At 73.3% G+C, this 25,080-nt stretch carries 21 protein-coding genes; 17 read left to right on the forward strand and 4 right to left on the reverse strand.

The window, feature by feature from the left end:
- Positions 1-35 precede the first annotated feature (35 nt).
- A complete protein-coding gene (locus ACSMX9_RS26085) occupies positions 36-1,673 on the forward strand; it encodes an ABC-F family ATP-binding cassette domain-containing protein (RefSeq protein ID WP_445397509.1) in 1,638 nt (545 codons plus the stop codon).
- A 55-nt stretch (positions 1,674-1,728) separates the two neighbouring features.
- Here the strand turns inward: ACSMX9_RS26085 and ACSMX9_RS26090 are convergent, their stop codons facing one another.
- Positions 1,729-4,092 carry a Tex family protein gene (locus ACSMX9_RS26090; protein ID WP_445397511.1) on the reverse strand — a complete coding sequence of 788 codons (2,364 nt, stop codon included), beginning with the start codon at positions 4,090-4,092 and terminating at the stop codon, positions 1,729-1,731.
- 343 nt (positions 4,093-4,435) lie between these two features.
- Between ACSMX9_RS26090 and ACSMX9_RS26095 the strand changes: the two genes are divergently transcribed.
- Entirely contained in the window at positions 4,436-5,395 is a 960-nt protein-coding gene (locus ACSMX9_RS26095; protein ID WP_445397513.1) for a GlxA family transcriptional regulator, read from the forward strand.
- Positions 5,396-5,453: 58 nt separating this feature from the next.
- Complete coding sequence (locus ACSMX9_RS26100) at positions 5,454-6,077, forward strand: DJ-1/PfpI family protein (protein WP_445397515.1); 624 nt, start codon at positions 5,454-5,456, stop codon at positions 6,075-6,077.
- Between the two features lie 37 nt (positions 6,078-6,114).
- On the opposite strand, the gene ACSMX9_RS26105 is transcribed toward ACSMX9_RS26100, so the two are convergent.
- On the reverse strand, positions 6,115-6,879 hold the full coding sequence (locus ACSMX9_RS26105) for an enoyl-CoA hydratase/isomerase family protein (RefSeq protein ID WP_445397517.1): 765 nt from the start codon (positions 6,877-6,879) through the stop codon (positions 6,115-6,117).
- Between the two features lie 71 nt (positions 6,880-6,950).
- Here ACSMX9_RS26105 and ACSMX9_RS26110 point away from each other — a divergent pair, with 71 nt between their 5' ends.
- Both ACSMX9_RS26110 and ACSMX9_RS26115 read left to right on the forward strand, forming a co-directional pair.
- Entirely contained in the window at positions 6,951-7,571 is a 621-nt protein-coding gene (locus ACSMX9_RS26110; RefSeq protein ID WP_445397519.1) for an HdeD family acid-resistance protein, read from the forward strand.
- A 205-nt stretch (positions 7,572-7,776) separates the two neighbouring features.
- Complete coding sequence (locus tag ACSMX9_RS26115) at positions 7,777-8,286, forward strand: ATP-binding protein (RefSeq protein ID WP_445403102.1); 510 nt, start codon at positions 7,777-7,779, stop codon at positions 8,284-8,286.
- A 79-nt stretch (positions 8,287-8,365) separates the two neighbouring features.
- On the opposite strand, the gene idi is transcribed toward ACSMX9_RS26115, so the two are convergent.
- Both idi and ACSMX9_RS26125 read right to left on the reverse strand, forming a co-directional pair.
- On the reverse strand, positions 8,366-8,959 hold the full coding sequence (idi, locus tag ACSMX9_RS26120) for an isopentenyl-diphosphate Delta-isomerase (RefSeq protein ID WP_366113460.1): 594 nt from the start codon (positions 8,957-8,959) through the stop codon (positions 8,366-8,368).
- Between the two features lie 270 nt (positions 8,960-9,229).
- A complete protein-coding gene (locus ACSMX9_RS26125; protein WP_445397521.1) occupies positions 9,230-10,165 on the reverse strand; it encodes a cation diffusion facilitator family transporter in 936 nt (311 codons plus the stop codon).
- A gap of 551 nt (positions 10,166-10,716) precedes the next feature.
- On the opposite strand from ACSMX9_RS26125, the gene ACSMX9_RS26130 reads away from it, so the two are divergent.
- From ACSMX9_RS26130 to ACSMX9_RS26185, 12 genes are all read left to right on the forward strand, one after another.
- Positions 10,717-12,612, forward strand: coding sequence for a DUF5941 domain-containing protein (locus ACSMX9_RS26130; RefSeq protein ID WP_445403103.1), 1,896 nt, complete (start codon positions 10,717-10,719; stop codon positions 12,610-12,612).
- Positions 12,609-13,361 carry a phosphocholine cytidylyltransferase family protein gene (locus ACSMX9_RS26135; RefSeq protein WP_445397523.1) on the forward strand — a complete coding sequence of 251 codons (753 nt, stop codon included), beginning with the start codon at positions 12,609-12,611 and terminating at the stop codon, positions 13,359-13,361. The genes ACSMX9_RS26130 and ACSMX9_RS26135 overlap by 4 nt, the downstream gene beginning before the upstream one ends.
- Complete coding sequence (locus ACSMX9_RS26140) at positions 13,349-14,410, forward strand: iron-containing alcohol dehydrogenase family protein (protein WP_445397525.1); 1,062 nt, start codon at positions 13,349-13,351, stop codon at positions 14,408-14,410. Before ACSMX9_RS26135 ends, ACSMX9_RS26140 begins: the two co-directional genes overlap by 13 nt.
- Positions 14,388-15,167 (forward strand): CDP-alcohol phosphatidyltransferase family protein, encoded by a 780-nt coding sequence (locus ACSMX9_RS26145; protein WP_445397527.1) that lies wholly within the window; start codon positions 14,388-14,390, stop codon positions 15,165-15,167. The genes ACSMX9_RS26140 and ACSMX9_RS26145 overlap by 23 nt, the downstream gene beginning before the upstream one ends.
- 264 nt (positions 15,168-15,431) lie before the next feature.
- A complete protein-coding gene (locus tag ACSMX9_RS26150) occupies positions 15,432-16,361 on the forward strand; it encodes an ABC transporter permease (protein WP_445397529.1) in 930 nt (309 codons plus the stop codon).
- Positions 16,354-17,133, forward strand: coding sequence for an ABC transporter ATP-binding protein (locus ACSMX9_RS26155; RefSeq protein ID WP_445397531.1), 780 nt, complete (start codon positions 16,354-16,356; stop codon positions 17,131-17,133). The genes ACSMX9_RS26150 and ACSMX9_RS26155 overlap by 8 nt, the downstream gene beginning before the upstream one ends.
- A 444-nt stretch (positions 17,134-17,577) precedes the next feature.
- The gene (gene hpnC / locus ACSMX9_RS26160) at positions 17,578-18,549 is read left to right on the forward strand and encodes a squalene synthase HpnC (RefSeq protein ID WP_445397533.1); all 972 of its coding nucleotides are present in this window, start codon (positions 17,578-17,580) and stop codon (positions 18,547-18,549) included.
- Positions 18,546-19,496, forward strand: a complete 951-nt coding sequence (hpnD, locus tag ACSMX9_RS26165; protein ID WP_445397535.1) for a presqualene diphosphate synthase HpnD — start codon at positions 18,546-18,548, stop codon at positions 19,494-19,496. Before hpnC ends, hpnD begins: the two co-directional genes overlap by 4 nt.
- A 67-nt stretch (positions 19,497-19,563) precedes the next feature.
- Entirely contained in the window at positions 19,564-20,997 is a 1,434-nt protein-coding gene (gene hpnE, locus ACSMX9_RS26170; RefSeq protein WP_445397537.1) for a hydroxysqualene dehydroxylase HpnE, read from the forward strand.
- Positions 20,994-22,112, forward strand: coding sequence for a polyprenyl synthetase family protein (locus ACSMX9_RS26175; protein ID WP_445397539.1), 1,119 nt, complete (start codon positions 20,994-20,996; stop codon positions 22,110-22,112). Before hpnE ends, ACSMX9_RS26175 begins: the two co-directional genes overlap by 4 nt.
- A gap of 107 nt (positions 22,113-22,219) precedes the next feature.
- On the forward strand, positions 22,220-24,361 hold the full coding sequence (gene shc / locus ACSMX9_RS26180) for a squalene--hopene cyclase (protein WP_445397541.1): 2,142 nt from the start codon (positions 22,220-22,222) through the stop codon (positions 24,359-24,361).
- Positions 24,361-25,074 (forward strand): phosphorylase family protein, encoded by a 714-nt coding sequence (locus ACSMX9_RS26185; RefSeq protein WP_445397543.1) that lies wholly within the window; start codon positions 24,361-24,363, stop codon positions 25,072-25,074. The genes shc and ACSMX9_RS26185 overlap by 1 nt, the downstream gene beginning before the upstream one ends.
- Positions 25,075-25,080: the final 6 nt, after the last annotated feature.

Below are 25,080 nucleotides of genomic sequence, written 5' to 3' on the forward strand. Positions count from 1 at the left end.
CGTACGCTCGTCACCCACTCCCACGATCGGACCCCATGACCGCCACCCTCGTCGCCAAGGACCTCGCCGCGGGCCACGGCAGCCGCTCCCTCTTCTCCGGACTCGAACTCGTCGTCGCCCCCGGGGACGTGATCGGCCTCGTCGGCGCCAACGGCGCGGGCAAGTCCACCCTGCTGAGACTGCTCGCCGGACTCGACACCCCCGAGGAGGGCGTCCTACGGCTCTCCCCGCCGCACGCCACCGTGGGCCACCTCCCCCAGGAACCCGACCGGCGTCCCGGCGAGAGCGTCCGCGCCTTCCTGGGCCGCCGCACCGGTGTCACCGAGGCCCAGCACGCCATGGACACCGCCACCCAGGCACTCGTGGACGGCGCCCCGGGCGCCGACGACGCCTACGCGGTGAGCCTGGAGCGCTGGCTGGCCCTGGGCGGCGCCGACCTGGACGAACGCGCCGAGGAGACCGCCGCCCAACTGGGCCTCGGCGTCGACCTGGACCAGCCCATGACCACCCTCTCCGGGGGCCAGGCGGCCCGCGCCGGGCTCGCCTCCCTGCTGCTCTCCCGTTACGACGTGTTCCTGCTGGACGAGCCCACCAACGACCTCGACCTCGACGGGCTCGACCGGCTCGAACGCTTCGTGCAGGGGCTGCGCGCGGGCACCGTCCTCGTCAGCCACGACCGCGAGTTCCTCACCCGCACCGTCACCAAGGTCCTGGAACTCGACCTCGCCCAGCAACAGGTGAACCTGTTCGGCGGCGGCTACGCCTCCTACCTGGAGGAACGCGAGACCGCGCGCCGCCACGCCCGCGCCGCCTACGAGGAGTACGCCGACAAGAAGGCGTCCCTGGAGTCCCGGGCCCGCACCCAGCGGGCGTGGATGGACAAGGGCGTCAAGAACGCGCTCCGCAAGTCCCCGGACAACGACAAGATCCTGCGTCGGGCCCGTGCCGAGTCCAGTGAGAAGCAGGCGGCCAAGGCCCGGCAGACCGATCGGCTCATCGAGCGGCTGGACAAGGTGGAGGAACCCCGCAAGGAGTGGGAGCTGCGGATGGAGATCGCCGCGGCGCCCCGCTCGGGCGCCGTGGTCGCCACCCTCCGCGGGGCCGAGGTGCGCCGCGGCGACTTCCGCTTCGGTCCGGTCGACCTCCAGATCGACTGGGCCGACCGGATCGCCGTCACCGGCCCCAACGGCTCGGGGAAGTCCACCCTGCTCGCCGCTCTGCTGGGACGCCTCCCCCTGGACGCCGGGCACAGCGCGCTCGGCCCGGGCGTCGTCGTCGGCGAGGTCGACCAGGCACGGGCCCTCTTCCACGGGCCGCAGCCGCTGATCGACGCCTTCCGGCTCGCCGTGCCGGACACCGAGCCCGCCGAGGTGCGGACCCTGCTCGCCAAGTTCGGGCTGGGCGCCGACCACGTGCTGCGCCCGGCGGCCACCCTGTCACCCGGTGAACGGACCCGTGCCGCCCTCGCCCTGCTCCAGGGCCGGGGCGTCAACCTCCTGGTGCTGGACGAGCCGACCAACCACCTCGACCTGCCCGCCATCGAGCAGTTGGAGTCCGCACTGGGCGCCTACCCGGGCACGCTGCTGCTGGTCACCCACGACCGGCGGATGCTGGACGCCGTCCACACCACCCGCCGGGTTGCCGTGGCCGACGGTCGGATCACCGAGGGCTGAGCCACCCGACGCACGAGGGGGGCGGCGGCGGGTCCCGGCCGCCCCCTCACCGTCGCTAGCCCAGGCCGGCGCGCCGCAGCGCGTCGGCCATCGCGCCGTTCGCCGGCTGCGCGGCCGGCCGAGACCCGCCGCCGCCCCTGCCCTGTCGCGGCTGGGGCGCCCGCCGGCCCTCGCGGGCGGCGCCCTCCCGGGAGGGCCGGGCCACGCCGTCCCGGCCCTTCGCGGGCTCGTCGTCCAGCCGGAGCGTCAGGGAGATCCGCTTGCGCACCGCGTCCACGTCCACGACCTTCACCCGGACGACGTCTCCGGGCTTCACCACGTCCCGCGGATCCTTGACGAAGGTCTTCGACATCGCCGACACGTGGACCAGCCCGTCCTGGTGCACACCGACGTCCACGAAGGCGCCGAACGCGGCGACGTTGGTGACGACCCCTTCGAGCACCATCCCCGCGACCAGGTCGGAGAGCTTCTCCACGCCCTCCTTGAACGTCGCCGTGCGGAACGCGGGCCGCGGGTCGCGCCCCGGCTTCTCCAGCTCCCGCAGGATGTCGGTGACCGTCGGCAGACCGAAGGTCCCGTCCACGAAGTCACCGGGCCTCAGGGACCGCAGCGCGGTGCCGTTGCCGATCAGGGCGGCCACCTCGCCCCCGCTCGCCCGCACCATCCGCCGCACCACCGGATACGCCTCCGGGTGGACGCTGGAGGCGTCCAGCGGATCGGCGCCGCCCCGGATGCGCAGGAAGCCCGCGCACTGCTCGTACGCCTTGGGGCCGAGTCGGGACACGTCCTTGAGCGCGGTCCGGGACCGGAACGGGCCGTGGGCGTCCCGGTGCGACACGATGTTCTCGGCGAGGCCGGTGCTGATGCCCGACACCCTGGCCAACAGCGGCGCCGAGGCCGTGTTCACGTCCACCCCCACGCCGTTCACGCAGTCCTCGACGACGGCGTCCAACGAACGGGACAGCTTCACCTCGGACAGGTCGTGCTGGTACTGGCCGACCCCGATGGACCGGGGGTCGATCTTCACCAACTCGGCGAGCGGGTCCTGCAACCGCCGTGCGATGGACACCGCCCCGCGCAGCGACACGTCCAGGTCCGGGAGTTCCTGCGAGGCGAACGCCGAGGCCGAGTACACCGAAGCACCGGCCTCGGACACCATCACCTTGGTCAGCTTCAGCTCGGGGTGCCGGGCGATCAGGTCGCCGGCCAGCTTGTCCGTCTCCCGGGAGGCGGTGCCGTTGCCGACGGCCACCAGCTCGACCGCGTGCTCCGCGGCCAGCCGAGCCAAGGTGGCCACCGAGGCGTCCCAGCGGTTCTGCGGCACGTGCGGATGGATCACGTCCGTCGCCACGACCTTGCCGGTGGGGTCCACCACGGCCACCTTCACCCCGGTGCGGAAACCGGGGTCGAGGCCCAGCGTGGCCCGGGTGCCGGCCGGGGCGGCCAGCAGCAGGTCCCGCAGGTTGGCCGCGAAGACCCGGACCGCCTCGTCCTCGGCGGCGGTCCGCAGCCGCAGCCGCAGATCGATCCCGAGGTGCACCAGCACCCTGGTCCGCCAGGCCCAACGGACGGTGTCCTTCAACCACTTGTCCCCGGGACGACCCCGGTCCGCGATGCCGAAGCGCGCGGCGATCGACTGCTCGTACGAGGTGGGGGCCGGGGGAGCGGTCGGGTCCCGCGGCTCCTCGGGCTCCAGGGTGAGGTCGAGGACCTCCTCCTTCTCGCCGCGCAGCATCGCCAGCACCCGGTGCGAGGGCAGTGCGGTGAACGGCTCCGCGAAGTCGAAGTAGTCGGCGAACTTGGCCCCCGCCTCCTCCTTGCCCGCCCGCACCTTCGCCGCGACGCGCCCCCGCGTCCACATGCGCTCCCGCAACTCGCCGATCAGGTCCGCGTCCTCGGAGAACCGCTCGGTGAGGATCGCCCGGGCCCCGTCCAGCGCGGCCTGCGGGTCGGCGACGCCCTTGTCGGCGTCCACGAACGCGCCCGCGGCGGCCAGCGGCTCCACCGACGGGTCGCCGAGCAGACCCTCCGCCAGCGGCCCCAGCCCCGCCTCGCGGGCCGTCTGCGCCTTGGTGCGCCGCTTCGGCTTGAACGGCAGGTAGACGTCCTCCAGCCGGGCCTTGGTGTCCGCCGCCCGGATCGACGCCTCCAGCGCCCCGGTCAGCTTGCCCTGCTCGCGCACCGAGTCGAGGACCGCGGTCCGCCGCTCCTCCAGCTCCCGCAGATAGCGCAGCCGCTCCTCCAGGGCGCGCAGCTGGGCGTCGTCGAGGGACTCGGTCGCCTCCTTGCGGTAGCGGGCGACGAAGGGCACCGTCGCACCGCCGTCGAGCAGTTCCACCGCGGCCCGCACCTGCCGCTCCCGCACGCCGAGCTCCTCGGCGATCCTGCCTTCGATGGACCCTACGAGGGGTGTCGTCACGATCCCGTCCCGCCTTCTTCACTGAGGTTGCGCCGCAATTGTCGCAGGTGCCGGTGACAACGGGCGGCCGCCGCCTCGCCGGCCGACGGGAGCGGGCCGACCCGGCGCCGTCGCCGTCCCCCACCGTCCGCAGCCCCGCCAGGGTGCGTGGGCAGCGGCGAGGAGGAGCGCCCCCGGGCCCCCTCCGCGCCCAGCGGGCGCTCGGGCCGCAGTACGGACCCGTGCTGACGGGCGGTCAGTCCGCCGCCGGGCCCGTCCCTTCCGGGCCCGCCGAGGGCCGTGGCAGGAAAGGTGGGACACCCGTCATTGCGGTCGTCCACCGGGAGCGAAGAGGATCGACGACATGCAACGAACCGTCCTCGTGCTCCTCTTCGACGGGGTGCAGAGCCTCGACGTCACCGGGCCCACGGAGGTGTTCAACGGCGCCTCGTACGCCCTGGGCGACCCGACCGGGGGCTACCGGGTGCGCACTGCGGCACCGGACGGCCGCCCGGTGCGGACCTCCAGCGGCCTGCTGCTCGTTCCGGACACCGACCTGGCCGGGGCGCCGTCCGCGCACGTCCTGGTGGTGCCCGGCGGCGACGGCGAGGGCCCGGCGCAGGAATCGGTCGTCGCCTGGCTGCGGGAGCACGGGGCGGGCGCCGAACGGTTGGTGTCGGTCTGCACCGGAGCCGTGCTGCTGGCCCGGGCGGGGTTCCTGGACGGCCGCCGGGCGACCACCCACTGGGCGTACTGCGACGCCCTGGCGCGCGAGCACCCGGCCGTGACGGTCGACCCCGACCCCATCTTCGTCCGGGACGGCGCCATCGCCACCTCGGCCGGCGTCACCGCGGGCATCGACCTGGCCCTGGCCCTCGTCGAGGAGGACCACGGCCGCGAGGTCGCCCTGACCATCGCCCGCCACCTGGTGGTCTATCTGCGCAGGCCCGGCAACCAGGCCCAGTTCAGCGCGGCGCTGGCCGCCCAGACCGCGAGCCGGGCGCCGCTGCGGGAGGTGCAGCGCTGGGTGGTGGAGCACCCGGCGGCCGACCTGTCCGTGGACGCGCTCGCCGCCCGGGCGGCGCTGTCCCCGCGGCACTTCGCCCGGGCCTTCCGCGCGGAGACCGGCGTGACCCCCGGGCGGTACGTGGAGCGGGTCCGCGTCGAGCACGCCCGGCGGCTGCTGGAGGAGACGGCCGACGGGATCGAGGAGGTCTCGCGCCGCTGCGGCTACCGCACCCCGGAGGCCCTGCGCCGCGCCTTCGTGCGCACCGTGGGCGCTCCGCCGGCCGACTACCGCCGCCGCTTCCGTCCCCCTTCCTGACGCGCGGGCCCGTCCCGCGCCCCGCACCAGAAGACACACCCGAGAGAGAGGCACCCGAATGCAACTGGCCGTCGTCCTGTTCGAGGGGTTCACCACCCTGGACGCCGTGGGTCCCTACGAGACCCTGCAACACCTCCCGGACACGGAAACGGCCCTGGTGGCCGCCGCCCGCGGCCCGGTCCGCAACGACTCGGGTGGTCTGGCGCTGGTCGCCGACCGGACCTTCGCCGAGGTGCCGCGCCCCGACGTCGTGGTGGTCCCCGGCGGCCCGGACGTCACCCCGCAGACCCGGGACCCCGACCTCCTGGACTGGCTGCGCGCCGTCGACGCGCACACCACCTGGACGACCTCCGTGTGCACGGGGTCGCTGGTCCTCGCCGCGGCCGGGCTGCTCACCGGGCGCCGGGCCACCACCCACTGGCTGGCGCGCGAGGAGTTGCGTGCCGCGGGGGCCGTGCCGAGCCCGGAGCGGGTGGTGTTCGACGGGAAGTACGTGACCGCCGCGGGGGTGTCGTCGGGCATCGACATGGGGTTGACCCTGGTGGGCCGGATCGCGGGTGACCGTGCGGCCCAGAGCGTCCAGTTGCTGCTGGAGTACGACCCGCAACCGCCCTACGACGCGGGCGCCCCGGAGAAGGCCCCCGCCGACCTCGTCGCCCACTGGAGGGCGACGGCGGGCTGAGGCCCTTCCCGGGGTGCGTCCGCGGGACGCCGCGGGCCTACTCCGCGGGCTGCGGCGGCCAGGGGAACCGGGGCGGCCGGTTGTCGAGGAAGGCGGCGACGCCCTCGGCGGTCTCGCCGCTGCCGCGGGCGAGCGCCGCCCACTGCTCGGCCCGGTCGGTACGGCCCGCCGCGAAGTCCTTGGCCGCCGCCTGGGTGAGCTGCGAGCGGGTGGTGAGCAGCGCGGTGAACGCGGCGACCCGCTCGTCCAGCGCGTCGGCCGGCAGCACCTCGTCCACCAGGCCGGTGCGCAGTGCCCGGGCGGCGTCGATCAACTCGCCCGAGAACAGCAGGTACTTCGCCGTCGCCGGCCCCACCAGGGACACCAGTCGCCGGGTGGACGACTCGGCGTAGACGATGCCCAGGTTCGCGGGCGTCACCCCGAACAGGGCCTCCTCGTCGGCGAACCGCAGGTCACAGGCGACGGCGAGCTGGCAGCCGCCGCCCACGCAGTGCCCCCTGACCACGGCCAGCGTCGGCTTGGGGAAGGCGGCGAGGGCCTCCTCGGCGCGCACGGCCAGGGCCTGGGTGGCCTCGGCCGTGCCGGGGGGCCCGCTGAGGGTGGAGATGTCCGCGCCCGCGCAGAACGTTCCGCCGGCACCGGTCAGGACCAGGGCCCGGACGGCGGGGTCGGCGGCGAGCTCGTCGAGGATCGGCGGCAGCGACTGCCACATCTCCTCGGTCATGGCGTTGCGCTTCGCGGGCTGGCAGATGACGATCGTCGCCACCCCGTCGGTCACGCCGTACGGCAACTGAGGCTCCATGCGCCGGATGCTATCCGCCGCGCGTGAACGTACGATCATCAGTGGGGGTCGTGCCGTTCCGGGAGGCGCCCATGAGTACGCCCCGTACCGAGGCCAAGAAGCTGCGCCGGGGGTTCACGGGTCTTGTGGTGCTCGGCCTGCTGCTGGTCGTGGCCGGTGTGGTCGGGCTGGTGTACGTCGGCGTGGCGACCCTCACCTCGATGCTGCTGTTCGGTTGGCTGCTGCTGATCGGCGGGGTGGTCGGCCTGGTGCACGCGGTCCAGGCGCGACACGAGAGCTACTTCTGGCCCGCGGTGCTCATCGCCGCGCTGTACCTCGCGGCGGGCATCGTGATCCTGCGCCGCCCGGACGTGGCGGCGGCGACGCTCACCATGTTCGCCGCGCTGCTGTTCCTGGCCGGAGGGCTGTTCCGGCTGGTCGGAGCCCTGGTGGCGCGGGGTCCCCAGCTCGGCTGGGCGCTGGTGCAGGGAGCCCTGGGGGTGCTTCTGGGGGTGTTGGTCCTCGCGGAGTGGCCCAGCAGCAGCGTGTACGTCATCGGCTGCTTCTTCTCGCTGGCGCTGCTCTTCGACGGGCTCGGGCTGATCGCCACCGGCCTCGGCGGGCGCCAGATCGTCGGGCTGGTCACGGACGCCCTGGTCGGACCGGAGGAGCCGAAGCCCCCGACCGGCCCGCGCGGAACCCCTACCCACTGAGGATCGCGTACAACCCGAAGAACGGGAGAGTGTCCGAACGCGACAAATCGATTCACGAGTAGTCGTCGCGGCCGGCGGGCCCCATGCGCGTTCGGTCACAATGCATCGATACGTGCTGACTTCTGGTCAGTTCTCCGAGAAGGGTCCGCGCGTTCCCAACACTCGGTATGTGGAGACAACCGAGCGCAAGGGCGGAGAGCGGACGATGGACAGCGGCGGGTGGGATTCCGGACCTCCTTCCGGAGTCGGCCACCAGGTACCCCCTGGCGTCGTCGACCCCCTGCCCTACGAGGGGGTCTGGCGCCTCCAGGCCCCCGCGGCGGACGCCTCGGTGCCCCGCGCCCGCCGTGCCGTGCGCGACCTGCTGCTGCGCCAGCGGGTTCCGTTGGCCGAGGAGGTCCTCCACGGGCTCCTGCTGATCGTCTCGGAGCTGGCCACCAACGCGGTCAAGCACGCGGCCCTGCTGTCACCGCTGCTCTCCGTGGAGCTCGCGGTCGGGGCCGAATGGGTGCGGGTGTCGGTGGAGGACAACCACCCCTACCGTCCGACCGCCCTGGAGGCCGACCACGGGCAGACCGGCGGCCGGGGCCTGCTCCTGGTGCGCGAGGTGACCAGGGAGGTCGGCGGGGTGTGCGACGTCGAGCAGACGCCGGGCGGCGGGAAGGTCATCTGGTCCGCCCTGCCGCTCGTCCCCCGCGCCGTCGCGCACCACTGACCGCGCGGGGAGGGGAAGACGAGGTGTGGCCCGGATCCCCTCGGGGATCCGGGCCACGCCTCGTGCACGGTCGGGACGGTCACCAGCCGGCGGCGGGACCCGTCAGCTCCCTGATGGCGGGCCGTGCGGCGTCCAGCACGGTCATGAACCACGCCGAGAAGGGGTCCTTCCCGTGGCGCGCCAGCAGTTCCTCCGCGGTGACGAAGGCGGTGTCCCCGACCTCGGTCCCGTCCGGCCGCGGGGTCGCCTGCACCATGCCCACGAAAAGGTGGTTGAACTCCTGTTCCACCAGCCCCGAGGCGGGGTCCGGGTGGTTGTACCGGACCGTGCCCGCCTCGGCGAGCAGGGACGGGGAGACGCCGAGCTCCTCGAAGGTGCGACGGGCCGCCGCGGCGAAGGGGGCCTCGCCCGGGTAGGGGTGGCCGCAGCAGGTGTTCGACCAGACGCCGGGGGAGTGGTACTTGCCCAGTGCGCGCTGCTGGAGCAGCAGCCGCCCCTGCTCGTCGAAGAGGAACACGGAGAACGCGCGGTGCAGCCGGCCCGGAGCCCGGTGGGCGGAGAGCTTCTCGGCGGTGCCGATGGTGACGCCGTCCTCGTCGACCAGTTCCAGCATGATCGCTTCGGCTGTGGCGCCCGGCACGGTGTGCTCCGCGGTCGCAGGTGTGATCGACATACCCATCCTTCGCTTCGGTCCTCGCACGTCAAGTCTGCCGCACAACACCGACACTTCCGGCATCGGCGGTCTCCGCCGCGCGCCGCGGAGCGGCCGCCCGCTCGCGTCGTGCCACTGCTCTGGACGCCCGGGGCCATCGGCTACCCGACTCGCTTCCCACCTCTGATCGGAAAACACCCCGACCCCGCCTTGCGCACCTGTTCGAGGAACGATAGTGCGATGACCTGCGCGGAGGCCACCGTCCGGGAGGCCCCGCCCGGACGGTGGGCTTCAGTGGCAGACCCGCTCGTGCGCGGCGTGACCGCTCGGCTCCAGCTGGAAGGTGCAGTGCGCCACGTCGAAGTGGTCGCCGAGGCACTCCTGCAAGGCGTGCAGCACCCGCTCGTGCCCCGCCCGCTCCAGGCACTCCTCGTCGACCACCACGTGCGCGGACAGCACGGGCATCCCCGAGGTGATCGTCCAGGCGTGCAGGTCGTGGACCTCCTCGACGCCCTTCAGCGCCAGCATGTGGGACCGCACCTCGTTCATGTCGACGTCCTTGGGTGCCGACTCCAGCAGCACGTTCAGGGTCTCGCGCAACAGCTTCACGGTGCGCGGAATGATCATGAGGCCGATGAGCAGCGAGGCGATCGGGTCGGCGGCCTGCCAGCCGGTGCCCATGACGACCAGCGCGGAAACGACCACCGCGAGCGAGCCGAGGGCGTCCGAGAGCACCTCCAGGAAGGCGCCCCGCACATTGAGGCTCTCCTTCTGCCCGCGCATCAACAGGGACAGCGACACGAGGTTGGCGACCAGGCCGACCAGACCGAAGACCGCGGTCAGCCCGCCCTGGGTCTCGGTCGGGGTGACGAACCGCTCGATCGCCTCGTAGAGCACGTAGCCGCCGACGCCGAGCAGGAGCAGACAGTTGGCGAGCGCCGCGAGGATCTCGGCGCGGGCCAGGCCGAAGGTGCGGTTGGTGCTGGGCGGGCGGTTCGCGAAGTGGATCGCTAGCAGGGCCATCCCGAGCCCCACGGCGTCGGTCGCCATGTGGGCAGCGTCGGCGACGAGCGCGAGCGAGCCGGTGACGACGCCGCCGATGACCTCCATCACCAACACCGTCAGGGTGATGGACAGCGCGATCCGTAGTCGTCCCTTGTACGCGGCGGCCGCGGTGCCCGTGAGGGGTGCGCCGTGCGCATGCCCGTGATCGTGCCCTGCCCCCATGAAAACCCATCCTCTCGCAGCAGTGGTCGGTGCTCCGGTGGCGCTCCTGGCACTGCCAGTCAACTACGGGTGGGGGGTATCCGGCAACACGGCACTGAACACCGTTGTCATCTGCTCTGACCTGCGGAAACGAGAGCCTGGTCAGAGAGGTGGAAGCTGCTGCGAGCGCCCCCGTGCGCCGGGGCTGAGCCGGGCCGACCGTGCTCCGGCGCATGCGACCTGTGCGCTCCGCGCGGAGCTTCGAGGAGGCAGTCGTCCGCGCTCCGCGGAAGCGACCGCGGCGTCGGTACGCCCTTCCGGTCGCCGGTGCGCCGGCGCACCACTCGTCCTCGGCCGTTTGTGCTAAGGGCCCCTGATCAACAATGATGATCGCGGTGGCGAGGGGACGGCGGAGCCCGCCGATCGGCCCCCGAACGGGTGGTGAACGCCCATGGGTACGCATCCGATAGCCTCTGCCGACGTGCCGCCCGGCCGACCCCGGTCCCGGGGCGCGCCCCCACCCATGCACACGCCCGGCGTCAGCGCGTGTCGGAACCCAGGGAGTGAGTCCGCTGTCGACCGCCATCCTCACCGGCCGGCCGGTCCCGGGATCGTCGCTCGAAGACGATCTGCGGGGCCTCGGCTTCGACGTGCGGGTCGCCGAGGACGCCTCCGACGTCCCAGCCCTGCTCGACGCCGTACCCGCGGGACGGCGCGTGGCCCTCGTGGACAGCCGCTTCGTGGGCCACGTCCACGCACTGAGGCTGGCCCTCACCGACCCGCGCTTCGACGCCGCCGCCGTCCCCGGCGCCGTCACCGCGCAGCGGGCCGCCCGGTCGGCCCTGGAGCGCGCGGTGCGCGCCGGCGGGCCGGGGACCGGGCAGGACGGCGCCGAGGAAACCGGACGCCCCGGGTCCGCCGACGGCGGAGCGGCCACGGCCTCCGACGCCCCGTCGGACGGCACGGTGACCGCCCCCGACCCCGAGACCCCCGCCCCCGACCGGGCCGCCGCACTCGTCGAGACCGGCGGCACCCCCGTCCACCGCCCCGAGCTCGGCCCCCTCGTCGCCGTCGTGCCCGCCGACCCGCAGGCCCGCGACGAGGCCCGCCGGGCGGTCGCCGCCGTCGACGACGAGGACGTCCGGTTGCGCACCGCGGTCAAGTCCCGGGACGGCTTCTTCACCACCTTCGCGGTCAGCCCCTACTCCCGGCACGTCGCCCGCTGGGCCGCCCGTCGCGGACTGACCCCCAACCAGGTCACCACCGCCTCCCTGATCACCGCGCTGATCGCCGCGGGCTGCGCGGCCACCGGCAGCCGGGCCGGCTTCGTCGCCGCCGGAGCCCTGCTGTTGTTCTCGTTCGTCCTCGACTGCGCGGACGGCCAGCTCGCCCGCTACTCCCTCCAGTACTCCACGCTCGGGGCCTGGCTCGACGCCACCTTCGACCGGGCCAAGGAGTACGCCTACTACGCGGGCCTGGCGCTGGGCGCGGCCCGCGGCGGGGACGACGTGTGGGCGCTCGCGCTCGGCGCGATGGTCCTCCAGACCTGCCGGCACGTGGTGGACTTCTCCTTCACCGAGGCCAACCACGACGCCACCGCCAACACCAGCCCCACCGCCGCCCTCTCCGACCGGCTCGACAGCGTCGGCTGGACGGTCTGGGTGCGCCGCATGATCGTGCTGCCGATCGGGGAGCGCTGGGCGCTGATCGCCGTCCTCACCGCGGTCACCACCCCCCGGATCACCCTGGTCGTCCTGCTCGTGGGCTGTGCGTTCGCGGCCTGCTACACCACCGCCGGCCGGGTGCTGCGCTCGCTCACCCGCAGGGCCGCCCGCACCGAGCGGGCCGCCCGTGCCCTGCACGACCTCACCGACACCGGCCCCCTCGGCGAGGCGTTCGCCGCCGCCCTCGGCGGCGTCGCCCGCCGGCTGCCGGCCCTCGCTCCGCCCGCGGTCGCCCTGTTCGGCTGCGCGGCCGTGGTGGCCGCGGCCCTCCTCACCGACTTCGGCGGTTGGGCGCCGGTCACCGTCGCCTGCCTGTACGTGGCCACCTCGGGCCTCGCCGTGGCCCGCCCGCTCACCGGAGCGCTGGACTGGCTGGTGCCCCCCTTCTTCCGGGCCGCCGAGTACGGCACCGTGCTGGCACTGGCCGCACAGTCGGGGTCGAGCGGGGCCCTGGCCGCCGCATTCGGGCTGGTGGCGGCCGTCGCCTACCATCACTACGACACGGTCTACCGCATCCGCGGTGGCACCGGCGCGCCACCGACCTGGCTGGTGCGCGCGGTCGGGGGGCAGGAGGGCCGGGTCCTCCTGGTGACCTTCGCCGCGGCCCTGCTCGGCAACACAGGTTTCACCGCCCTGCTCACGGTCCTCGCCGTGGCCGTGGCACTCGTGGTGCTCGCCGAGAGCATCCGCTTCTGGGTCTCCTCCGGAGCACCCGCCGTACACGATGAAGGAGAACCCGCATGATCGGCCTCGTGCTGGCGGCCGGCGCCGGACGGCGTCTGCGTCCCTACACCGACACGCTCCCCAAGGCGCTGGTGCCGGTGGGTCCCGAGGGCGCGGAGGACAGCCTCACGGTCCTCGACCTGACCCTCGGCAACTTCGCCGAGATCGGGCTGACCGAGGTCGCGATCATCGTCGGGTACCGCAAGGAGGCCGTGTACGAGCGCAAGGCGGCCCTGGAGGCCAAGTACGGCCTCACGTTGACCCTCATCGACAACGACAAGGCCGAGGAGTGGAACAACGCCTACTCCCTGTGGTGCGGCCGTGACGCCCTCCAGCACTCGGTGATCCTCGCCAACGGCGACACCGTCCACCCGGTCTCCGTCGAGAAGACCCTGCTGGCCGCCCGCGGCGACGGCAAGAAGATCATCCTCGCCCTGGACACCGTGAAGCAGCTCGCGGACGAGGAGATGAAGGTCGTCGTGGACCCCGCCAAGGGCGTCCAGAGGATCACCAAGCTGATGGACCCGGCCGAGGCGACCGGCGAGTACATCGGCGTCACCCTCATCGAGGGCGAGGCCGCCGCCGAGTTGGCCGACGCCCTGAAGACCACCTTCGAGCGCGACCCCGACCTCTACTACGAGGACGGCTACCAGGAGCTGGTGAACCGCGGCTTCAAGGTCGACGTGGCCCCCATCGGCGACGTCAAGTGGGTCGAGATCGACAACCACGACGACCTCGCCAAGGGGCGTGAGATCGCGTGCCAGTACTGACCCGTCTGATCCCCTCGCCGCTGGTCGTCGACATCCGTGCGGGTGCCCTCGACGACCTGGTGGGGGTCCTCGCGGACCAGCGCATCTCCACGTCGGGCAAGCTCGCCGTCGCCATCAGCGGTGGCAGCGGCGCCCGGCTGCGGGAGCGGCTGGAGCCCGCGCTCCCCGGCGCCGAGTGGTTCCCGGTCGGCGGCGGCACGCTGGACGACGCGGTCAGGCTCGCCGACGCGATGAAGAAGGGCCGCTACGACGCGGTGGTGGGCCTGGGCGGCGGCAAGATCATCGACTGCGCCAAGTTCGCCGCCGCCCGCGTCGGCCTGCCCCTGGTGGCGGTCGCGACCAACCTGGCCCACGACGGCCTGTGTTCGCCGGTCGCGACCCTCGACAACGACGCGGGCCGCGGCTCGTACGGGGTCCCGAACCCGATCGCGGTCGTCATCGACCTCGACGTGGTCCGCGAGGCCCCCGTGCGGTTCGTCCGCTCCGGCATCGGCGACGCCGTCTCCAACATCTCCTGCGTCGCCGACTGGGAGCTCGCCCACCGGGAGACCGGCGAGTCCATCGACGGACTGGCCGCGGCGATCGCCCGGCAGGCCGGCGAGGCGGTGCTGCGCCACCCCGGCGGGGTCGGCGACGACGGCTTCCTCCAGGTGCTGGCCGAAGGGCTGGTCCTCACCGGCATCTCCATGTCGGTCGCGGGCGACTCCCGTCCCGCCTCCGGCGCCTGCCACGAGATCAACCACGCCTTCGACCTGCTCTACCCCAAGCGGGCCGCCAGCCACGGCGAGCAGGTCGGCCTGGGCGCCGCGTTCGCCATGCACCTGCGCGGGGCGCAGGAGGAGTCCCGGCGGATGGCCGAGGTGCTGCGCCGGCACGGGCTGCCCGTGCTGCCGCAGGAGATCGGCTTCAGCACGGAGGAGTTCGTCCGGGCCGTGGAGTTCGCCCCGCAGACCCGGCCCGGCCGCTACACCATCCTCGAACACCTCGACCTCAACACCGACCAGATCAAGGACGCATACGCCGACTATGCCAAGGCCATCGGTAGCTGAACTCCGCCCGGTCGTGCACCCCGCGGGGGTCAAGGACCGGCGCAGCGGTGAGCACTGGGCGGGACGCCTGTACATGCGGGAGGTCTCGCTCCGCGTGGACCGGTACCTGGTCGACACCCGGGTCACCCCCAACCAGCTCACGTACCTGATGACCGTCTGCGGACTGCTCGCGGCCCCGGCCCTGCTGGTGCCGGGGATCCCGGGCGCCGTGCTCGGCGTGGTGATGGTCCAGCTGTACCTGCTGCTGGACTGCGTGGACGGCGAGATCGCCCGGTGGCGGCAGCAGTTCTCGCTCAGCGGGGTCTACCTGGACCGGGTCGGGGCCTACCTCACCGACGCCGCGGTACTGGTGGGCTTCGGCCTGCGCGCCGCGGACCTGTGGGGGACGGGACGCATCGACTGGTTGTGGGCCTTCCTCGGCACCCTGGCCGCGCTCGGCGCCATCCTGATCAAGGCCGAGACGGACCTGGTGGGGGTGGCCCGTCACCAGGGCGGACTGCCGCCGGTCAGGGAGTCGGCGGCGGAGCCCCGCTCCTCCGGCATGGCCCTGGCACGTCGCGCCGCCGCCGCGCTCAAGTTCCACCGGCTGATCCTCGGCATCGAGGCATCGCTGCTGATCCTGGCCCTGGCGATCGTGGACACGGCCCGCGGGGACCTGTTCTTCAGCCGGCTCGGCGTCGCCGTCCTCGCCGGCATCGCCCTGCTCCAGACCCTGCTGCACCTGGTCTCGATCCTGGTCTCCAGCAGACTGAAGTGAGACGTTCCGGTCGGTGCCGCACGGCACCGACCGGAACGGCCACCGGCCCGGCGGAGCCCGATCGGGGTTCCCCGGCGTTCGACGCGGTGGCGTACGGTGTGGCGAACGATCCGACCGGGGTCGCCCACCGGAGATTCCGGCACGTTCGGGTCCGAGGGAGAATCGGGTCCGAGGACGTCCGGCCGTGCCCCGGCCCCGGCGGGCAACCGGCACCGTCCGTGTCCGGCCAGGCAGCTCATCTCTTGAAGACGAAAGTTTCCACTTGTGAGTGAGACAACGCATGACGGCGGTGTCGCGGTGAGTGCGCCCCCGTCGCCCGACGACGGGCTCTCCCCGGCGGCGCTGGCCGCCAAGCACGGGCTGTCCGTGAGCGGTGCCCGCCCCGGGCTCGTGGCGTACGTTCGCCAACTCTGGGGCCGGCGCCACTTCATCCTGGCGTTCTCCCAGGCCAAGCTCACCGCCCAGTACAGCCAGGCCAAGCTCGGCCAGCTCTGGCAGGTGGTCACGCCGCTGCTGAACGCGCTGGTGTACTTCCTGATCTTCGGGCTGATCCTGAACGCCGACCGGGGCATGGACCGCGAGGTGTACATCCCCTTCCTGGTGACGGGGGTGTTCGTCTTCACCTTCACCCAGAGCTCCGTGATGGCCGGGGTCCGGGCGATCTCCGGCAACATCGGACTGGTGCGGGCACTGCACTTCCCCCGGGCCTCGCTGCCGGTCTCCTTCGCGCTCCAGCAACTCCAGCAACTGCTGTTCTCGATGCTGGTGGTCTTCGTGGTGGTCGTCGCCTGCGGCAGTTACCCCACGCTGTCCTGGGTGCTGATCGTGCCGGTGCTGGTGCTCCAGTTCTTCTTCAACACCGGACTCGCCCTGGTCATGGCCCGGCTGGGGGCGAAGACCCCGGACCTCGCCCAGCTGATGCCGTTCGTGATGCGGACCTGGATGTACGCGTCCGGCGTGATGTTCTCCCTCCCGGTCATGCTGGAGGACCAGCCGGCGTGGATCGCGGACGTGCTCCAGTGGAACCCGGCCGCGGTGTACATGGACCTGATGCGGTTCGCCCTGATCGACGACTACGGCTCCGCGTACCTGCCCGCGCACGTCTGGGCGGTCGCCCTGGGCTGGGCGGTGCTGGTGGCGGTCGGTGGTTTCGTGTACTTCTGGAAGGCGGAGGAGCGGTACGGCCGTGGCTGAGCAGAGCACGGGCGCCCGGCGCCCCACCGTCATCGCCGACGAGTTGCACATCGTCTACCGCGTCAACGGCGCGAAGACCGGCAAGGGCAGTGCGACCTCGGCCCTCAGCCGCATCGTCCGGCGCGGCAGGGAACGCGGGGTGCGCGAGGTGCACGCCGTGCGCGGCGTCTCCTTCGTCGCCTACCGGGGCGAGGCGATCGGTCTGATCGGTTCCAACGGCTCCGGCAAGTCGACCCTGCTGCGGGCCATCGCGGGGCTGCTGCCCGCCGAGCGCGGCAAGGTCTACACCGACGGCCAGCCGTCCCTGCTCGGCGTGAACGCGGCGATGATGAACGATCTCACCGGAGAGCGGAACGTCATCCTGGGTGGTCTCGCCATGGGGATGTCCCGGGAGCAGATCAGGTCCCGGTACCAGGAGATCGTGGACTTCTCCGGGATCAACGAGAAGGGCGACTTCATCACCCTTCCCATGCGCACCTACTCCTCGGGCATGGCGGCGCGGCTGCGCTTCTCCATCGCCGCGGCCAAGGACCACGACGTCCTGATGATCGACGAGGCGCTGGCCACCGGTGACCGCAGCTTCCAGAAGCGCTCCGAGGCCCGCATCCGGGAACTGCGCAAGGACGCCGGCACGGTGTTCCTGGTCAGCCACAACAACAAGTCCATCCGGGACACCTGCGACCGGGTGATCTGGTTGGAACACGGCGAGCTGAGGATGGACGGCCCCACGGCGGACGTGCTGAAGGAGTACGAGAAGTTCACCGGGAAGTAGCGGCCCCGCCCCGAGCCCGGCCGCGCACGGACCCCGCCGCAACCAACGGGCGGGGTCCCCGTGCGCCGGGCCGCGACCCCCGTGCCGCGGCGCGGCCCTGACGCTTCGTGAACCGTGCCGCCGTTCCGGAACCCGGGCGGGGGCCGGTTCGTTGCCGGGGGGAGAGAACAGGGGGAAGGGTGGGGAGGAGCCCCGGCCCGTGCTTCGACGCCGTACAACGTAAGCTGTAGCGGTACCGATTCGCGGCAACTAGGGCGATAGCGGTCAAAGCCCCGGTGCCTCCACCATGATTGACCTGGGCGGTGTGTCCGAAAGGGGATGTTTTCGGTCGGTAGTGTAGAACGGAGATGTGACGGCAATGGCTACGGAAAGTCTCCGGCTCCGCGACGCTTCCGCAGTCTCCGTACCGGGTGGCGCGTGGTGACGGACGCCGAGAGGACCCCCATGCACAGCACGTTCCGTAGCGGAGCCCTCGCGGCCCGCGCGGACGACCCGCGGCCCCCGGGACCGGCCGCGGCCCCCGCGCCCGCCGACCCCGTGGTGCTCGCCACCCTGGACAAGGCCGCGCACGAGAACTTCCCGGTCGCCCCCTTCTTCCTGCCGCGCGCCTGGCGGGGCGACCTGATGGCCCTCTACGGCTACGCCCGGCTCGTCGACGACATCGGCGACGGCGACCTCGCCCCCGGCGGGGCCGACGCCCGCCACCTCGGCCTCGCGCCCGCCGACGCGGCGGACCGACTGCTGTTCCTGGACGCCTTCGAGGCCGACCTGCGCCGCGTCTTCGCCCCCGCCTCCGACGGCCCCCGCCACCCGCTGCTCCAGCGCCTGTCGCCCACCGTCCACCGCCACCGCCTGGACCCCGAACCCTTCCTCGGGCTGATCGCCGCCAACCGGCAGGACCAGACGGTCACCCGGTACGCCACCCACGACGACCTGCTGGCGTACTGCGAACTGTCGGCGAACCCGGTCGGCCGGCTCGTCCTCGCCGTCACCGGCACCACCACCCCGGAACGCGTCCGCCGCTCCGACGCGGTGTGCACCGGCCTGCAGATCGTCGAACACCTCCAGGACGTCGCCGAGGACCTCGCCCGCGACCGGATCTACCTGCCCGCCGAATCCATGGCGCGCTTCCACGTCCGGGAGGCCGACCTCGCCGCCCCGACCACCGGTGCCTCGGTGCGCGCCCTCGTCGCCCACGAAGCGGAACGTGCCCACGAGCTCCTCGCCGAGGGCGGCGCCCTGATCGGCAGCGTCCAGGGCCGGCTCCGGCTGCTCCTCGCCGGGTTCGTGGGCGGTGGACGCGCCGCCGTCCGCGCCCTCGCCGCCGCGGCCTACGACGTGCTGCCCGGCCCGCCCAAGCCCACCAAGGCCCAGCTCCTGCGCGAGGTGGCCACCACACTGCGAGGAGAGGGGTGAACCGGGCCGTGGAGTCAGAGCCGCGCGCATCCGCGCCGGTGCTCGCCGCGTACAGCTACTGCGAGACCGTCACCGGGCAACAGGCCCGCAACTTCGCCTACGGCATCCGCCTGTTGCCGACCGCGAAGCGCCGCGCCATGTCCGCGCTGTACGCCTTCTCCCGGCGGGTGGACGACATCGGCGACGGCGACCTCCCCCCGGACGTCAAGCAGAAGCGGCTGGAGGACACCCGCACCGTGCTGTCCCGGGTCCGGGACGGCGAGGTCGCCGAGGACGACACCGACCCGGTGGCGGTCGCCCTCAGCCACACCGCCCGGGCGTTCCCGATCCCCCTGGACGCCCTGGACGAGCTCATCGACGGCGTCCTGATGGACGTGCGCGGAGAGACCTACGCCACCTGGGACGAGCTCAAGGTCTACTGCCGCTGCGTCGCCGGCGGCATCGGCCGGCTCTCCCTCGGGATCTTCGGCTCCGAACCGGGTGCCCGCGGTGCGGAGCGCGCACCCGAGTACGCCGACACCCTCGGACTCGCCCTGCAACTCACCAACATCCTCCGGGACGTTCGCGAGGACGCCCTCGGCGGACGGGTCTACCTCCCCGCCGACGACCTGGCCGAGTTCGGCTGCTCCGCCGGCTTCGACGGGCCCCGCCCGCCCGAAGGCGGCGACTTCGAGGGGCTCGTCCGCTTCGAAGTGCGCCGCGCCCGGGCGCTGTTCGCCGAGGGCTACCGGCTGCTGCCGCTGCTCGACCGCCGCAGCGGAGCCTGCGTGGCCGCCATGGCCGGGATCTACCGCAGACTCCTCGACCGCATCGAGCGCGACCCGCAGGCCGTGTTGCGCGGCCGGGTCTCCCTCCCGGGCCACGAGAAGGCGTACGTGGCCGTGCGGGGGCTGTCCGGACTCGACACCCGCCACCGCCCTCGACGGACCGTCAGGAGGCGTGCCTGATGAGGGCCTCGGCACCACTCGCCGCCCCCGGCCCGGGGCACCAGGACCACACCCCCGGGGGAGCCGCGTGACCACCACCGACCCACGTTCCCACGGGCGGGCGCCCACGGACGCGGAGCCGCCCACCGCCGTCGTCGTCGGCGGCGGCATCGCCGGGACCACCACCGCCCTCTCGCTCGCCGACGCCGGGGTCCGGGTGACCCTGCTGGAGGGGCGTCCCCGGCTCGGCGGACTCGCCTTCTCCTTCCAGCGCGGCGACCTCACCGTCGACAACGGCCAACACGTGTACCTGCGGTGCTGCACCGCCTACCGCTGGTTCCTCGACCGGATCGACGCGACCGCGCTCGCCCCCGTCCAGGAGCGGCTCACCGTCCCCGTGGTGGACGCCGCGAGCCGGGTGCGCACCCCTTCCGGCGAGGGCCCGCGGCTGGGCACCCTGCGCCGATCCGCCCTGCCGGTACCGCTGCACCTCACGCGCTCGCTCGCCGCCTACCCCCACCTGTCGGTCGCCGAGCGGCTGTCCGTCGCCCGGGCGGCGCTCGCCCTCAAGGCCCTCGACCCCGCCGACCCCGCCCTGGACGCCCAGGACTTCGGCAGTTGGTTGACGCGCCACGGCCAGTCGGCGCGCGCCGTCGAAGCGCTGTGGGACCTCGTCGGCGTCGCCACCCTGAACGCCGTCGCCGGGGACGTGTCCCTGGCCCTGGCCGCCATGGTCTTCCGGACCGGGCTGCTCCAGGAACCGGGCGCCGCCGACATCGGCTGGGCCTCGGTCCCCCTCGGCGAACTCCACGACACCCTCGCCCGCAAGGCGCTCGACACCGCGGGGGTGCGCACCGAACTGCGCACCCGGGTCGCCGGCATCTCCCCGACGCCGGACGGCCGTTGGACGGTGAAGGCGCCGGGCGGCGAGATCACGGCGGACACCGTCGTGCTCGCCGCGCCCCAGCGCGAGACGCACGACCTGCTGCCCCCGGGCGCCCTCGACGCCCCCGGCAAGCTGCTCGCGCTCGGCACCTCGCCGATCCTCAACCTGCACGTGATCTACGACCGCACGGTGCTGCGCCGGCCGTTCTTCGCGGCCCTGGGCTCGCCCGTGCAGTGGGTGTTCGACCGCACCGCCGCCTCCGGACTGACCGAGGGCCAGTACCTCGCCGTCTCCCAGTCCGCGGTGCAGCACGAGATCGACGAGCCGGTCGCCGTCCTGCGCGAGCGCTACCTCCCCGAACTCGAACGGCTGCTGCCCGCCGCCCGAGGCGCGGAGGTCCGCGACTTCTTCGTGACCAGGGAGCGCACGGCCACCTTCACGCCCGCGCCCGGCAGCGGCGCCCTGCGCCCCGGTGCACGCACCAGGTCACCCGGGTTGTTCCTGGCCGGAGCATGGACCGCCACCGGCTGGCCGGCCACGATGGAGGGAGCGGTGCGCAGCGGCGTCAGTGCGGCCGACGCCGCCCTCCACGCCCTGGGCCGGCCACGTGACCATCTCTTCCGGGAGGCGGCATGACCATCGATCTGCGCGCCCCCGGCACCACCGCAACAAGAGGAGAGACTGTGCCCACTGTGCCCCCGGGCCAAGCGTCCGCCGAGGCCGTGGACGTGGCCGCGCTGCTGGAGCGGGGCAGAACCCTGGCGACCCCCGTGCTCAAGGCCGCGGTAGATCGCCTCGCCCCGCCCATGGACACCGTCGCCTCCTACCACTTCGGTTGGATCGACGCCCACGGCAACCCGGCGGACAGCGACGGCGGCAAGGCCGTCCGCCCCGCGCTCGCCCTGCTGTCCGCCGAGGTCGCCGGAGCCCCGCCCGAGACCGGCGTGCCCGGTGCGGTCGCCGTGGAGTTGGTGCACAACTTCTCCCTGCTCCACGACGACCTGATGGACGGCGACGAACAGCGCCGCCACCGCGACACGGTGTGGAAGGTGCACGGTCCGGCCCAGGCGATCCTGGTCGGCGACGCCCTGTTCGCCCTCGCCGGCGAGGTCCTGCTGGAGCTGGGCACCGTCGAGGCGGGTCGCGCCACCCGCCGGCTCACCAGCGCCACCCGCGCCCTCATCGACGGCCAGGCCCAGGACATCTCCTACGAGCACCGGGAGCGGGTCACCGTCGCCGAGTGCCTGGAGATGGAGGGCAACAAGACCGGCGCCCTGCTGGCCTGCGCCTCCTCCATCGGTGCGGTGCTCGGCGGCGCCGACGACCGCACCGCCGACAGCCTGGAGAAGTACGGCCACCACCTCGGCCTCGCCTTCCAGGCGATCGACGACCTGCTGGGCATCTGGGGCGACCCGGAGGCCACCGGCAAGCAGACCTGGAGCGATCTGCGCCAGCGCAAGAAGTCGCTGCCCGTGGTCGCCGCCCTCGACGCGGGCGGCCCCGCCTCCGAGCAACTCGCCGAGCTGCTGGCCGCCGACGCCAAGAGCAACGACTTCGACAGCTTCTCCGAGGCGGAGTTCGCCGCCCGTGCCGCCCTCATCGAGCAGGCCGGCGGCCGGGAGTGGACCTCCCAGGAGGCGCGCCGCCAGCACGCCGTCGCCGTCGAGGCCCTGGACTCCGTGGACATGCCCGACCTGGTGCGGGCGCAGTTCGTGGCGCTCGCCGACTTCGTCGTCGTACGAAAGAGATGACCATCAACATCCGGAGCATATGACTCGCGGTCGCCGGCCGGTGCCCTCCCGGGCGCCGGCCGACGGCGGACCCAGCAGAAGATCCACACTGCATCGAAGGGGAAGCCATGACAGCGAGGACCGACGGAGGCAACGGGGCGGTACCGCCCCGCGCGGCCTCGGCGACCGACGAACACGCCGAGCAGACCCCCCGCGCGCCCGACGACCACGAAGCCGTTCGGCGCGCCACCCGTCGCGCCGCTGACTTCCTGCTCTCCCTCCAGAGCCCCGAGGGCTGGTGGAAGGGGGACCTGGAGACGAACGTCACCATGGACGCCGAGGACCTGCTGCTCAGGGAGTTCCTCGGCATCCGGGACGAGGCCACCACCCGGGCCGCTGCCCTCTTCGTCCGCGGCGAACAACGCAGCGACGGCACCTGGGCCACCTTCCACCAGGGCCCCGGTGACCTCTCCGCCACCGTCGAGGCGTACGTGGCCCTCCGGCTCGCGGGCGACGACCCCGACGCACCCCACATGGCGCAGGCCGCCGAGTGGATCAGGTCCCGCGGCGGGATCGCCGCCGCCCGGGTCTTCACCCGCATCTGGTTGGCCCTGTTCGGCTGGTGGCGGTGGGAGGACCTGCCCGAGGTGCCCCCGGAGGTCATCTACGTCCCCCGCTGGTTCCCGCTGAACATCTACGACTTCGGCTGCTGGGCCCGGCAGACGATCGTGCCGCTCGCCGTCGTCTCCGCCCAGCGACCGGTGCGCCCCGCGCCCTTCCCCCTGGACGAGTTGCACACCGATCCGACCGACCCCTGCCCGCACCGCCCGCTGGCGCCGGTGACCTCCTGGGACGGGGTGTTCCAACGCTTCGACAAGGTGCTGCGGCTCTACCACCGGATCGCCCCCCGGCCGCTGCGCGCGGCGGCCATGCGCTCCTCGGCCCGCTGGATCATCGAACGCCAGGAACGGGACGGCTGCTGGGGCGGCATCCAGCCGCCCGCGGTCTACTCGATCATCGCCCTGCACCTGCTGGGCTACGACCTGGACCACCCCGTGCTGAAGGCCGGGCTCGCCTCCCTGGACCGGTTCGCCGTGTGGCGTCCGGACGGCTCCCGGATGATTGAAGCGTGTCAGTCGCCGGTGTGGGACACCTGCCTGGCCACCATCGCCCTGGCCGACGCCGGAGTGCCCGGCGACCACCCCCAACTGGTCAGGGCCGCCGAGTGGATGCTCGGCGAGGAGATCGACCGGCACGGGGACTGGTCGGTGCGGCGCCCCGGACTCGCCCCGGGCGGATGGGCGTTCGAGTTCCACAACGACACCTACCCCGACATCGACGACACCGCCGAGGTGGTGCTCGCCCTGCGCCGGGTGGTCCACCCCGACCGCGAACGGCTGGAGGGAGCCGTCGCCCGCGGCGTCGCCTGGACCCTCGGCATGCAGTCCCGGGACGGCGGCTGGGGCGCCTTCGACGTGGACAACACCAGTCCGTTCCCCAACCGGCTGCCGTTCTGCGACTTCGGCAAGGTGATCGATCCGCCGTCCGCCGACGTCACCGCGCACGTGGTGGAGATGCTCGCGGTCGAGGGCCGGGCGGGGGAGCCGGGCGCCCGCCGCGGGATCGCCTGGTTGCTCGCCGCCCAGGAGTCCGGCGGCGCCTGGTTCGGCCGCTGGGGCGTCAACTACGTGTACGGCACCGGATCGGTGGTGCCCGCACTGGTCGCCGCCGGGCTCCCGCGCTCGCACCCGTCGATCCGGCGCGCCGTGGCCTGGCTGGAGGCGGTGCAGAACGAGGACGGCGGATGGGGCGAGGACCTGCGCTCCTACCGCGACGCGCCCGGCTGGGGCGGTCGCGGCGCCTCCACCGCCTCCCAGACCGCCTGGGCGCTGATGGCGCTGCTCGCCGCGGGGGAACGCCACGGCAAGGCCGCCGAGCGCGGTGTCTCCTGGCTGGTGCAGACCCAATGCGAGGACGGCTCCTGGGACGAGCCGTACTACACGGGCACCGGCTTCCCCTGGGACTTCTCGATCAACTACCACCTGTACCGGCAGGTGTTCCCGCTGACCGCGCTCGGGCGCTTCCTGCACGGGGACCCGCTCGCGGGCCGTGCTCCGGGGTGCGGCACCGCCGCCGGGACCGCCCCCGCCGGCCCGGGGACCCGTCCCCCGGACCGCCGCCCGGTCCGTCCGACCGTGGTGCGCACCGCACGATCGCTGGTCGCGGCGGCGGCCGGACGCATTGCCGAGCGGACCGGTAAGGCGGGCTGATGCGGCCCGCCCCGGACGAGCCGCCGGATGCGGGGTCGTCGGCCGGCCCAACCGACCCCGGGACCGCCGTCCCCCTCCTGGTCGCCTGTGCACTCGGCATCGAACGGCTCGCCCTGCGCCTGGGCACCCACGGCCCGACCGCGGCCCCGCAACCGACGGTGGTGCGCACCGGCATGGGGCCCCGGGCTGCGGCCCGGGCGCTGTCCCGGGCCCTGGAGCGCCCCGCCCTGCACGACGCGGCGGTCCTGGCCACCGGCTTCTGCGCCGGGCTCGCCCCGGGGATGCGCCCGGGGGACCTGGTGGTCGCCGAGGAGACCCGGGACGCACAGGGCTCGGTCCGCTGCTCCGGCACCGGGCCGCTGGTCGCGGCGCTGCTGCGACGGTCGCCCGGACGGACCGTGCACACCGGAGTGCTGATCGGTTCCGACCACGTCATCCGGGGGGCCGAACGCGCCGCGCTGCGCACCACGGGGGCCATCGCGGTGGACATGGAGTCGGCGGTGAGCCTGCGCACCGCCGTGCGCGCCCCCGGAAGCGGTTCCCGGCCGGGCCCCCGCCCCGTTGCGGCCGTCCGGGTGGTCGTCGACGCCCCCGCACACGAACTCGTCCGCATCGGCACCCTGCGCGGTGGAATATCGGCTTTCCGCGTTCTCCGCGCCGTGCTCCCCGTCTTCAGTGAATGGCACCGCACTGTGATGCTCCCCCGGAGGTGAGCTGAG

This window comes from Streptomyces sp. LE64 (assembly GCF_052606915.1).